At 68.5% G+C, this 11760-nt stretch carries 11 protein-coding genes; 6 read left to right on the forward strand and 5 right to left on the reverse strand.

The features are described 5' to 3' along the window. Positions 1-46: 46 nt before the first annotated feature. On the forward strand, positions 47-397 hold the full coding sequence (locus H5965_RS03540; RefSeq protein ID WP_310967860.1) for a VOC family protein: 351 nt from the start codon (positions 47-49) through the stop codon (positions 395-397). Here H5965_RS03540 and H5965_RS03545 read toward each other — a convergent pair. Together H5965_RS03545 and H5965_RS03550 are read right to left on the reverse strand one after the other, a co-directional pair. Further along, positions 390-1616 carry a hypothetical protein gene (locus H5965_RS03545; RefSeq protein ID WP_310967861.1) on the reverse strand — a complete coding sequence of 409 codons (1227 nt, stop codon included), beginning with the start codon at positions 1614-1616 and terminating at the stop codon, positions 390-392. The two genes, H5965_RS03540 and H5965_RS03545, sit on opposite strands and share 8 nt — an antisense overlap. A 23-nt stretch (positions 1617-1639) precedes the next feature. Beyond that, a complete protein-coding gene (locus H5965_RS03550; protein WP_310968487.1) occupies positions 1640-2692 on the reverse strand; it encodes a polyprenyl synthetase family protein in 1053 nt (350 codons plus the stop codon). A 245-nt stretch (positions 2693-2937) separates the two neighbouring features. Here H5965_RS03550 and H5965_RS03555 point away from each other — a divergent pair, with 245 nt between their 5' ends. From H5965_RS03555 to H5965_RS03575, 5 genes are all read left to right on the forward strand, one after another. Continuing rightward, positions 2938-3552 (forward strand): hypothetical protein, encoded by a 615-nt coding sequence (locus H5965_RS03555; RefSeq protein ID WP_310967862.1) that lies wholly within the window; start codon positions 2938-2940, stop codon positions 3550-3552. 169 nt (positions 3553-3721) lie between these two features. Further along, entirely contained in the window at positions 3722-4135 is a 414-nt protein-coding gene (locus H5965_RS03560; RefSeq protein WP_310967863.1) for a hypothetical protein, read from the forward strand. Continuing rightward, a complete protein-coding gene (locus H5965_RS03565; protein ID WP_310967864.1) occupies positions 4135-4761 on the forward strand; it encodes a DUF3558 domain-containing protein in 627 nt (208 codons plus the stop codon). Before H5965_RS03560 ends, H5965_RS03565 begins: the two co-directional genes overlap by 1 nt. Beyond that, positions 4761-6035 (forward strand): PPE domain-containing protein, encoded by a 1275-nt coding sequence (locus tag H5965_RS03570; protein ID WP_310967865.1) that lies wholly within the window; start codon positions 4761-4763, stop codon positions 6033-6035. The genes H5965_RS03565 and H5965_RS03570 overlap by 1 nt, the downstream gene beginning before the upstream one ends. After that, the gene (locus H5965_RS03575; RefSeq protein ID WP_310967866.1) at positions 6032-6703 is read left to right on the forward strand and encodes an ESX secretion-associated protein EspG; all 672 of its coding nucleotides are present in this window, start codon (positions 6032-6034) and stop codon (positions 6701-6703) included. Before H5965_RS03570 ends, H5965_RS03575 begins: the two co-directional genes overlap by 4 nt. A gap of 29 nt (positions 6704-6732) precedes the next feature. Here H5965_RS03575 and nuoN read toward each other — a convergent pair whose 3' ends face one another. Genes nuoN through nuoL form a run of 3 tightly spaced genes read right to left on the reverse strand, consistent with a single transcriptional unit; the run spans position 6733 to position 11758 of the window. Further along, positions 6733-8301 (reverse strand): NADH-quinone oxidoreductase subunit NuoN, encoded by a 1569-nt coding sequence (gene nuoN, locus H5965_RS03580; protein WP_310967867.1) that lies wholly within the window; start codon positions 8299-8301, stop codon positions 6733-6735. 2 nt (positions 8302-8303) lie between these two features. After that, a complete protein-coding gene (locus tag H5965_RS03585) occupies positions 8304-9854 on the reverse strand; it encodes an NADH-quinone oxidoreductase subunit M (RefSeq protein ID WP_310967868.1) in 1551 nt (516 codons plus the stop codon). After that, complete coding sequence (gene nuoL / locus H5965_RS03590) at positions 9854-11758, reverse strand: NADH-quinone oxidoreductase subunit L (RefSeq protein WP_310967869.1); 1905 nt, start codon at positions 11756-11758, stop codon at positions 9854-9856. The genes H5965_RS03585 and nuoL overlap by 1 nt, the downstream gene beginning before the upstream one ends. Positions 11759-11760 lie beyond the last annotated feature (2 nt).

The raw sequence follows: 11760 nt of genomic DNA on the forward strand, positions 1-11760 counted from the left end.
TATTCGGGGTTGCCCCGATTGGGACACGTGTCCTAAGTTTTAGGCCATGCGACCCAACTCACCTTTCGTGTTCTTCGACGTCCGCACCGCCGACGCGGCGGGCAGCAAGCGGTTCTTCGCCGAGTTGCTGGGCTGGGAGGCCGACGACACGCTGCTGAAGACCGGCGGCGCGCCCTGGGGCGGCCTCACCGAGCTGGCGCCCGGCGACGACCGGGCACCGCAGTGGCTGCCCTACGCGCCGGTGTCCGATGTGGACGCTGCTGCGGCGAAAGCACTGGCGCTGGGCGGAACCTTGGTGCGCGAGCGCACCGATCTGCCGTTCGGCTCCCTGGTGGTGGTCACCGATCCCGGCGGCGCGGCGCTCGTGCTGTTCCAGGCCGCGCCGGGCGTCAGCTGAGCGGGCGGAACCCGACGCGCTCGGCGTCTTCGGCCGTCCGGAACCAGACCTCGGCGACCATCTTCGGGAACTGCGCCGATTCCTCGGTGCAGTACCGCAAAGCCGTGACGCTGGCCTTCACGGCGAAGCTGTCGCTGGGGGCACCGCCGCCCGGGCGCGGCATCGCCGAACCGGGGCCGAACGGGCCCGGCGGGACCGAGTCGCCCGCCACCTGCCGGGCCGGGGGCGGCTCCGGGGCCGCGACACTCGCGGCGGCCGCCGCCTGGTTCGGCTGGACCGACGGCTCGAACAGCGAGCCGCTGTGTGCACCGGACAGGTCCGGTTCGCGGCGCTCGACCGTGCGCATCGACGGCTGGATCGGCTGCGGCGCGTCGAACCCCCCGCGCACCGCCTCCCGCGGCTGTCGCTTCGGCAGCACCTGCGTCGCTTCAGCGGGGGTCTCCGGCGGCACGTCCAGTTCGCTTTCGGCGATGTCACCGCCGAACGCGTACTGCGGCGGCTCGGCGTCTTCCGGATCGTCCTGGCGCACCGAGCCGGGGTGTTCGGTGATGAAGCGGGTGCGCTCCACCGGCTCTTCGAACGCCGACCGCTGGGACGGGGCCTCGTCGTCGAACCAGTCCGGCGTGTCCGCCGCCTCGCCGGCCGGGGGCTGGAACAGCGAGCCCGCGGAGTCGGTGTCGAGCTGCTCGAGCCGCGACAACGCCGGCGACTCGGGCTCCGGCTCGTCGTCGAACGAATCGCCGACCGGGGCCAGGTACTGGGTCGCGGAGGCCTGCTCCGGCTCCTCGTCCGACGTCAGGAACTGGGTGGCCGCGCTTCGGTACGGGTCGTCCTCCTCGAGCTCCGGCTCGGGCGCGCGGACGGGCTCCGGCTCCGGCGGGATCCGGGACGGCACCTGCGCGTCCAGCTCGGCGAAGTCCTCGTCGATGTCGTCGTGGACGTCGTCGCGGTGGATCGGCGGCGCGGCGACCAGCGTGCCGGGGTAGGAGGTCTCCTGGCGGGACGGCTCCGGTTCGCGCCGCCGGAAGGCGTCGGTGCCGCTGCCGACCGTCGCGGCGTTCGCGGGGGTGCGCGCGGCGTCGGCGTGGGCCTGCGCCAGCGAGCTCTCCAGCCGGCGGACGCTCTTGCGGAGCGGCAGCACCAGCACCAGCCAGGTGAGGAGGACCCCGACGAAGAACGCGGCGAGGCTCCACAGCCAGACCTGTCCGAATATGGACATCTTTTCCTGCCCCTGTTAAGTGCTCAGCGCGTACGCGCGACCAGGTAGTCGGCGACCGACTCGCACGCGTCCCGGGCGGGTGACGCGGGCAGCGCGGTGAGCTCGGCTCGCGCGCGCTGAGCGTAGTCGGAAAGGGTGACGCGTGCTCGATCGAGTCCGCTACTGACCCGGAGGAGCTCCAGCGCCTCCTGAACGAGCGCGTCGTCGGCGATCGGGCCGGACAGCAGCTCGACCAGCCGCGGGTCGGTCTCCGGGTCGGCCAGCGCGTACAGCATCGGCAACGTCCGGACGCCTTCGCGCAGGTCGGTGCCCTGCGCCTTGCCGAGCTCGTCGGACGGCGACGCGATGTCGATGATGTCGTCGGAGATCTGGAAGGCGGTGCCGATGATGTCGCCGAACCGGCGCAGCGCCTCGATGTGCCCCTCGGCGGCGCCGGACATCATGCCGCCGAACCGGCCGGAGGTGGCGATCAGCGAGCCGGTCTTCTGCGCGATGACGGTGAGGTAGTGCGCGACGGCGTCGTCACCCGGGCCGGGGCCGACGGTCTCCCGCATCTGGCCGGTGACCAGCTCGCCGAAGGTCTCGGCGATGATCCGCGCGGCGTCCGTGCCGAGGTCGGCGACCAGGCGCGAGGCGTGCGCGAAGAGGAAGTCGCCGGTGAGGATGGCGATGGTGTTGTCCCAGCGGGCGTTGACGCTCTCGGCGCCGCGCCGCATGGTGGCCTCGTCCATGACGTCGTCGTGGTAGAGCGTGGCCAGGTGCACCAGCTCCACCGCGGCGGCGGCGATCACCACGTGGTCGTCCTGCTTGGGGCCGAACTGCGCGGCGAGCAGCGTGAACAGCGGACGGAAGCGTTTGCCCCCGGCCTCGACCAGGTGCAACGCGGCGTCGTTGACGGCCTGGACGTCACTGCGGACGACCTCGCGCAGCAGCTTCTCGACCTCGGTCAGCCCGCCGGCGATCGACCGCAGCAGGGTTTCGTCGGCGATCTGCAGCCCGACCGACGCCCGCAGGTCGTCGAGGGCGCCGCCCGGCGCAGCGGGGAGGGATCCCGCCCCGGGGGCTGGGGAAGGCACAGACACGTCGGCTCCGCTCTACTCGTGCACCGGTCGGTTGCCCCTTGAGCGTAGTGGCTCCGCCGCGCGGTCGTTTACCCGCTGTCCTGCGGAAACGGTGATGAACATGACACCGCCCGGGTGGTTGGTGATCCTCGAAAGGGTGATCGCCGTTCCCAGGCGCAACGCGGGTCTCCGGCGGGCGGATATTCAGTCCTGGAAGAGCGGCCGCCCAGGCCCCTCTCCGGCGGCGAGGAGGACAGCGGATGCGCAGCACGATCGTCACGGCCTTGGTGGTGACCGGCCTGGCGGCTTCCAGCGCTTCGGCGTTCGCGGCGGTCCCGCAGCCAGGCGTGGCGGACATCGGCGCGGCTGCGTTCGCATCGGTCGTGATCGCGCCCCAGGCACCCTGTTCGATCGGCGGCCCGACGAGCGCAACGGCCCAGAAGGTCTCGAAGCCGGGCATCACCTTCGGCGGCGGAACGTCCTCGTGCACGACGTCGCCCTCCGGGGACTCGACGACCTCCACCGCTACGGGCAAGAACTTCGAGCTGTCGGCGCTGGTGGCCGCGGGCGGGCCCCGGGTGAAGCTGTCGAGCTACACGGTGACGTGCGTGGGGACGCAGACGCAGACGAACGCGAACTGGACGTACGGCGGGCTGTCGGGGATCGCGAACCCGCCGAGCCCGGTGCCGGTGGGATACGTGTCCCCGCTCCGGAAATCGGACGGAACGGTCCTGGCGAACGCGGTGTTCAACATCCAGGAACTCCCGGGCGACGGAAGCGTCGGCTTGACGATGCTGCGGATCGATTTCCTCCCGCCATCGGGTCTGAGCGGAGTGGTGACGCTGGGGCGCACGAGCTGCGCGCCAACCCCGTAGACGTCACGAGGGCCGCGGCTTGGGAGAGCGCCGAGAGGACCGCCGCGGCCCTCGTGACCTTGGCTTTTGGGTCGCGGGAACCCTGGTAGGGTGCGGTGCGTCGGATACGCAGGGTGCTCGGGGTGGAGCACACTGCAAGCTAGGGGAGAGCTGATGACGACGGTGTGCTGTGCCTGAGGTTTACGACCCGAGTGGGGATTGGGAACTGCCGGGGCCGAATGGGGTGCCGCGCGCTGGGTCTTATGGGCCGGCGGGTGGTGCTTCTGGTGGGGCGGGGTTCGCTTATGACGAGGAGACGCTGCGCGAGTTGATGCGGGAGTGGAACGACCTGGCCGACGAGTTCAAGCACGACCAAGAGCAGGCGACCACCCTCACTCGCGTCAAAGGTCCAGGCCTCGAGTATGCGAGTGGCGGCAACGCGGAGAAGATTCATCAATCCGGGGAGGCACTGCTGTCGACGCTGGCGGCTCGGGAAGAGTATTGCCGCAACATGGCTGCCAAGTTCCAGACCGCCTTGGGTAAGTACGCGCGCACCGAGGACGACCACACCACGGAGATCAAGCAGACCGGAGGCAGTCTCTGATGCGCCGCGCCGTTCTCATGTTCAGCGCATTGCTGCTCGCAGCGGCGGCGTGTTCGACCACCAACCCGGGAATTCCATCGGCTTCCAGCGCTGCCCCGGGAACGAACTCCTCACCTGAAAGCCACAGTGCACTGCCGGGACCTGGAGTTCCCAAAGTCCTGCATCCAGTCGACGTGACGCACTTCAAACGGCAGCCGTGCGGCGCACTGACCGACTCTCAAGTAGCCGAGCTTCTCGGCTCTGGCGTGTCAGGCAAGCCAGACCTGCAGGCACCCGCTGGGCCGACTTGCTCATGGGACGCAGCCGACGTTTCCCAGGCAGGGATCGGAGTAATCTTCATGAACGCCGACCAGCTCGGGCTGACGAGCGTCTACGAAGCCAAGGACAAACAGTATAAATTCTTCCAGCCGATGGAATCGCTCGATGGCTTCCCGATCGTTGCCTATGGCGTGAGCGACGAGCGAGCATCCCGTGGCCGGTGCGCGGTCGCGCTCGGCGTGAGCGACACCCAGGCCGTCGACATCCACGTCGCACAATCCGAAAATAACATCGGTAAGAAGGATCCTTGCGCGGCGGCTCATGACATCGCTGCACAGGTACTGGGCAATCTCCGCGGGGGGAACTGATGGCGACCGAAGGACCGCTGACGGCAGCGCAGATTTATGAGCAGATCACCGGAGGCGAGGGTGTCGGCTCGCTGGCCGATGCTCAGGATGGTGCCCGGCAGTTGACCACTCGGATGGTTGAACGGGCTCAGCGGATCAATACCCTACGAGCCAAGACCATGTCCGGCTGGCGTGGGGATGCTGGGGAAGCCGCTGCGGATGCGACTCTTCCTCTTGTTCAAGCCGCCGCTGATGATGCTGTTCATCTTCAGAATGCTCAAAGTGCTGTTGGGGCTCAGATGGATGCCTTCGGGACCGCCAAGTATTCCGTCAAGCCTGTTTCCTCTCAGCCGCCTGAACTCGGGGCTGAGGATGTTGTTCGTGCCATTTCGGACCACGGGTGGGGTTCCTACCACGCCAAAGTTGCGCGGTGGCAGGCTGACAGCCAAGCCAACATCGATGCCTTCAGTGCCTATCACTCCGCCAGCACCTCCAATGGTGGGCAGATGCCCGCCCAATACGCGCAGCTTGCCGACTCCGGGGCTTCCATCTCCATGCAGACCTCCGGAAACAAAACCGGTCCTACTGATACCGGAGAGTGGGCTCGAAACCCCCGGGATACGCAGGTTCCGAGTCAGGATCGGCAGACCGTTCGGCCCGGGCAGAACCGGGTGACCGACGGAAACCAACGGCAAACTCAGCAGGATCGACAGCCCAGGCCGAACCAGGTTCAGGCCGGGAACACGAACACCGGAACCACGATCAGCGGAACCACGCACAGCGGGAACACGCCCAGCGACGCCACCCACGCCAACAGCTACGTCCCCAAGCCCGTCCTGCCCGCCGCTCAGGGTGGGTATGAGTTCGGGCCTACCGGGCAGCCCGTCAGCAACCTGACCGGGACGAACTGGCCCGGCGGGTTCGGGCCAGGAAGCGGGCCGTACAGCGGCGGTGGGTATCAGCCGAGCCCCGGAATGCCGGGCACCAGCACTGGAACGGGACCAGGCGCCGGAAACAAAGCCAACCAGCCCGGCCCCCGCGCCCCCGGCAGCAGCACCGGCGCCCGCCTCCCCGAGGAACGGCTCCCCGGCGCCAACCCCCTCCGTGGCTCCGCCGGCCCGCGGGGTGCCAACGGCCTCCCCATGGGCACTCCGCTCGCCGGGCGTGGCGGGAAAGAAGAAGACCGCGAAAAGAAAAAAGCCCCCTACCTCCAGAACCCCGATCCCGACGAGACCTTCGGCGGCTTCACCGAAAAGCCCATGCCGCCCGTCATCGGTGAGCACAAGAAACGATGATCTTCTCGCTCGGCACCTTGCTCACCGCCCTGCGCGGCGTCGGCTGCGGTGATCCGCACCCCGTTTTCGCGAACGGCCTCCGCTACATTCCGCCCTCCCTCAAGCAACAAATCACCAGCGATGCCTTCGACGAACTCAGCCCATACGGCGTCACCCAAGGCGACGGCTTCACGCCCGAATTCGAAGACCTCCTGCACCTCATCGGCCAACCCGCCCAGGGGTACTTCGCCTACACCCGGGACGCCACCGGGCAAACCAGCATCCTCGCCACGGCCGATGACGAAACCGCCGTCTGCGTGGTCTGCCGCGGCGATCAGGTCGAACTCACCGAGGTCGACGTCCACCCCGCCGACGCCCTCGTCGCGCGCCTGCCGCACTGCCGGCCCGCCGATCTCAAGCCCTTCTCGCTCCCCCAAGACGACTTCCGGACGCCACCGGACAGCGACATCTTCGACGAAGAGCGCAGCCGGGCCGCGCAGGAGCTCGACGCCCTCTTGCAGCAGCCCCACTTCGGCGTCGGGCAACTCCACGCCGCTGACCGGACCGTCAGCTATCTCGACCTGAAAGCCGGACGGGTCGGGATTGCCCTCGAAAACGGCTACATCAACGTCGCACCCGGGGAACAAGAAAATCTCAGCCAAATGCTGAAGGCCGCCGCCCTCGAATAACGAGAGCGGCGGCCCAGGAAAAGCAGAACTCAGAAAGCGAAGCCGCCGGAACCCGCCCAGCCCAGGGCGAACGCCGGGACCAGGCCCAGCACCAGCGTCACCGCCGTGCCCAGGAAGATCGCCGTCCCCGTGCCGAAGCCCGGGACCGAGACCGAGGGGCCGTCCGCCGCCGGCTCGGAGAAGTACATCAGGACGATCACTCGCAGGTAGAAGAACGCCGCCACCGCGCTGAACACCAGGGCCACCACCACCAGCGGGGCCATTCCGTCCGACAACGCCGCCGAGAACACGACGAACTTGCCGATGAAACCGGACGTCAACGGGATACCCGCCAGCGCCAGCAACAGGAACGTGAACACGCCGGCCAGCAACGGCGAGCGCTTCGCCAGCCCGGCCCACGCCGACAGGTGCGTTGCCTCGCCCGACGAATCGCGGACCAGGCTGATCACGCCGAACGCCGCCAGCGTCGTGAAGCCGTACGCCAGCAGGTAGAACAGCGTGCTCGAGAGCCCATCGCGCGTCATCGCGATCGCCCCGACCAGCAGGAAGCCCGCGTGGGCGATCGACGAGTACGCCACCATGCGCTTGACGTCCGTCTGGGTCAGGCCCAGCACCGCACCGATCACCATCGAAATGATCGCCACGCCCCACAGGACGCCGCGCCACTCCCACGACGTCGACGAGAACGCCACCGACAGCACCCGCAGGATGCCGCCGAACGCCGCCACCTTCGTGCACGCCGCCATGAACGCCGTCACCGGCGTCGGGGCTCCCTGGTACACGTCCGGAGTCCACGTGTGGAACGGGCCGACCGAGCCCTTGAACAGCAGGCCGACCACCAGCAGACCCAGGCCCGCGAACAGCAGCGTGTCCGACCGGTCCGAACCCGCCGCCGCGGCCGCGATGTCGCCCAGCTTCACCGAGTTCGCGTAGCCGTACAGCAGCGCCAGGCCGTACAGGAAGAACGCCGACGAGAACGCGCCCAGCAGGAAGTACTTCACCGCCGCTTCCTGCGAGAGCAACCGGCGGCGCCGCGCGAGGCCGCACATCAGGTACAGCGGGAGGGACAGCACCTCGAGCGCGATGAACATCGTCAGCAGGTCGTTCGCCGCCGTGAACGCCATCATGCCGCCGAGGGCGAACAGCGTCAGCGGGAACACCTCGGTCTGCATCACCGTCGCCGTCTGGGCGCGGTCCTGGACCGTGCCCGGGCGGATGCCGGCCTGGGCGACCAGTGCGCCGCCCGGCTCGACCACGCGGTCCGAGATCAGCAGCACCGCGCCGACCGCCAGCGCCAGGAGCGTGCCCCAGAGGAACAGCGCCGGCCGGTCGATCGAGATCGCGCCGCTGAACGTCGTGACGCCGCCCGCCGGGGCGCTGCCCGTCGCGTAGATGATCAGGCTGACGCCGGCCGCGACGATCGACGCCAGGCTCAGGCCCACCTGGATGCCGAACCGCGAGCGCTTCGCCGCGAACGCCTCGACCAGCACGCTGACGCACGCCGCGCCGAGGACGATCAGCACCGGCAGCACCGCCGGGTAGTCGATCGACGGCGTCGTGATCGGCGTCGGCGCCTGGGTCAGGAGGATGTCGAGCACTTTTACTTGCCTCCCTGGACCGCGGACAGCGTCTGCTGCACCGTCGGGGTGACTGTGTCGAGCACCGGCTTCGGGTAGAAGCCGAGAACGATGATCAGCACGACCAGCGGCGCGAGGATCGCGATCTCCCGGCCGTTCAGGTCCGTGATGGCCTTCTTCGCGCCCAGCTCCGGCGCGATCGCCGTGCCCGGGCCCCCGCCGACGCCCACCAGGGCGTCACCGCGGACCGGGCCCTGGAAGACCCGCTGGTAGAGCCACAAGACGTACGCCGCGGCCAGGACCATGCCGACCGTGGCGAGGATCGTGTACACCGGCTGGTCCACGAAGGACCCGATGAGCACCAGGAACTCCGAGACGAACGAGTTGGTGCCCGGCAGGGACAACGTGGACAGACCGGCGAGCAGGAACAGCCCGGCCAGCAACGGGGTCACCTTGGCCATGCCGCCGTAGTCGGAGATGCGCGACGACCCGCCGCGCGCGATGACCAGGCCGATCACCACGATCAGCATGCCGGTCGCCAGGCTGTGGTTGAGCATGTACGTCGCCGAGCCGACCATCGCCTGCTCGTTGAACGCGAAGATGCCCAGCGAGATGAAGCCGAAGTGCGCGATGGAGACGTAGGCGATGAACCGCTTCATGTCCCGCTGCCCCGCGGCGAGGATCGAGCCGTAGAGGACACCGACCACCGAGAGCACCAGCACCAGCGGCGCCAGGGTCTTGCTCGCCTCCGGGAACATCGGCAGGCAGTAGCGCAGGAACCCGAACGTGCCGACCTTGTCCAGCACGCCGACCAGCAGGACGGCGACGCCGATCGGCGCCTCCCCCGCCGCGTCCGGCAGCCAGGTGTGGAACGGCACCAGCGGCGCCTTGATCGCGAAGGCCAGGAAGAACCCGAGGAACAGCCAGATCTGCGTGGACAGCGGCGCTTCGCGCACCACCGTCACCAGCGTGGCCCAGTCGAACGTGCCCTTGCCGAGCTTGTCCGAGGCCAGCGAGTACGCCCCGATCGCCGACGCCAGCATGATCAGGCCGCCGAGGAACGAGTACAGGAAGAACTTCACCGCCGCGTACTGCCGGTTCGCGCCGCCGTAGCCGCCGATGAGGAAGTACATCGGGATCAGCATGATCTCGAACAGCACGTAGAACAGGAAGACGTCGGTCGCGGCGAACACGCCGATCGTGAGCGCCTCCTGCAGCAGGATCAGCGACAGGAACCCGCCCGCGCTGCGCCCCTCCGGGAGCTTGTCCAGCGTGCCGAGCCCGCCGACGACGATCGGCACCAGCAGCGCGATCACCGCGATCATGATCAGCGAGATGCCGTCGGTGCCGAACGCGATGTGCACGCCGAAGCTGGGGATCCAGTCGAAGCTGGACGTCATCTGCAGCCGCGCGCCCGAAGGCGAGTAGCTGAGCCAGAACGGGATGATCAGCACCAGCTCGAGCAGCGAGAACCCGAACGCCGTCAGCACCGCGGCGCGGTCGTTCCCCTTGAGGAACGCCAGCACCAGGGAGCCGGCGAGCGGCACCAGGATGAGGATGAGCAACCAGGTCATCAGGAGAACCTCACCAGCAGGAGAGCCGCCAGAAGCAGGAACGTGCCGCCCAGCATCGACAGCGCGTAGGACCGGACGAACCCGGTCTGGAGCCGCCTGAGCCGGCCGGACCCGCCGCCGAGACCGGCGGCCAGGCCGTTGACCGCGCCGTCGACGCCGCGGTTGTCGACGAACACCAGCGCCCGCGAGAGCCAGGTGCCCGGGCGGGCCACCAGCGTCTCGTTGAGCGTGTTGCCGTACAGGTCCTTGCGCGCGGCCCGGGTGACGAACGAGACCCGCTGGGGCTGCTCGACCGGGACGTCACGACGGAAGATCAGCCAGGCGATCAGGGCGCCGACCGCGGATAGCGCGACGGTGAGCCACGGGATCAGGGCCGCCGGAAGGGCACCGTGCTCGTGGTGCTCCGCCAACTCGCCGACGGTGGGTGTGAGCCAGGTCGCGAACCGGTTGCCGATCGCGAAGAAGGCACCGGCGCCGACCGAGCCGACCGCCAGGATCGCCATCGGGATCCACATGATCGGCTTCGCCTCGTGCGGGTGGAAGTCGTGCCCGTCGGCGGACTTGAGGTTCTCCCACCGAGCCTTGCCGAAGAAGGTCATCATCATCAGCCGGGTCATGTAGAACGCGGTGAGGCCGGCGCCGATGAGCGTGGCGAGACCGAACACCCAGCCCCGCCAGGCCTCCTGGCCGAAGGCCGCCTCGATGATGGCGTCCTTCGTGTAGAAGCCCGACAGGAGCGGGAAGCCGATCAGCGCGAGGTAGCCGAGGCCGAAGGTGACGAAGGTGATCGGCATCTTGCGCCAGAGGCCGCCGAACTTGCGCATGTCGACTTCGTCGTTCATCGCGTGCATGACCGAACCGGCTCCGAGGAACAGCCCGGCCTTGAAGAAACCGTGCGCGACCAGGTGCATGATGCCCAGTGCGTACACGCCCGGGCCGAGGCCGACGGCCAGCATCATGTAGCCGATCTGGCTGACCGTCGAGTACGCCAAGACCTTCTTTATGTCGTCGTAGGCGCAGCCGATGACGCACCCCAGGAGCAGGGTCACCGCGCCGACCAGGGTGACGACCAAGCGGCCGTCCGGGGTCGCGTTGAAGATCGGGTTGGAGCGGGCCACCAGGTAGACACCCGCGGTCACCATCGTCGCCGCGTGGATCAGGGCCGACACCGGGGTCGGGCCCTCCATCGCGTCCGGGAGCCACGCCTGGAGCGGGAACTGGCCGGACTTACCGCAGGCGCCCAGCAGGAGCAGGATCGCCATCGCGGTGATCGCGCCCGTCGAGAACTTGCCGTCGCCGACCGCCTTGAAGACCTCGGCGTAGCCGGTCGAGCCCGCGTACTTGAACATGATGAAGATCGCCAGCGCGAGCCCGACGTCCCCGACGCGGTTCATCAGGAACGCCTTCTTCGCCGCGGTGGCGGCGGACGGGCGGCCCTGGTACCAGCCGATGAGCAGGTAGGACGCGAGACCCACGCCCTCCCAGCCCAGGTAGAGCGTCACGAAGCTGTTGCCCAGCACCAGGACCAGCATCGAGGCGACGAAGAGGTTGAGGTACGCGAAGAAGCGGTACCGGCCCTCGTCGTCGGCCATGTAGCCGATCGAGTAGTAGTGGATCAGCATGCCGACGCCGGTGATGAGCAGCACGAACGTCAGCGACAGCGCGTCGATCCGCAGCCCGAAGTCGATCTGCAGCGCCCCGACCGGGATCCACGAGTAGACCTTGGTGTCGGTCGTCGTGCCCGTGTCGGCGCTGAAGAACAGGATGACGCCGTAGACGAAAGCCAGCGTGACGGTGGCACAGCCGAGCAGATGCCCCCAGGCCTTCGCGCGCTTCCCCGCCAGCAGGAGGATCAAGGCGCCGAGACCGGGAAGGGCCACCAGCAGCCACGATGATGCGGTCACTC

Source organism: Amycolatopsis sp. 505, from assembly GCF_031625235.1.
GTDB lineage: Bacteria > Actinomycetota > Actinomycetes > Mycobacteriales > Pseudonocardiaceae > Amycolatopsis.

Coding starts and splice junctions, on each gene's coding strand:
- H5965_RS03540 (WP_310967860.1), top strand. CDS start 47: ATGCGACCCAACTCACCTTTCGTGTTCTTCGACGTCCGCACCGCCGAC.
- H5965_RS03545 (WP_310967861.1), bottom strand. CDS start 1,616: ATGTCCATATTCGGACAGGTCTGGCTGTGGAGCCTCGCCGCGTTCTTC.
- H5965_RS03555 (WP_310967862.1), top strand. CDS start 2,938: ATGCGCAGCACGATCGTCACGGCCTTGGTGGTGACCGGCCTGGCGGCT.
- H5965_RS03565 (WP_310967864.1), top strand. CDS start 4,135: ATGCGCCGCGCCGTTCTCATGTTCAGCGCATTGCTGCTCGCAGCGGCG.
- H5965_RS03570 (WP_310967865.1), top strand. CDS start 4,761: ATGGCGACCGAAGGACCGCTGACGGCAGCGCAGATTTATGAGCAGATC.
- H5965_RS03575 (WP_310967866.1), top strand. CDS start 6,032: ATGATCTTCTCGCTCGGCACCTTGCTCACCGCCCTGCGCGGCGTCGGC.
- H5965_RS03585 (WP_310967868.1), bottom strand. CDS start 9,854: ATGACCTGGTTGCTCATCCTCATCCTGGTGCCGCTCGCCGGCTCCCTG.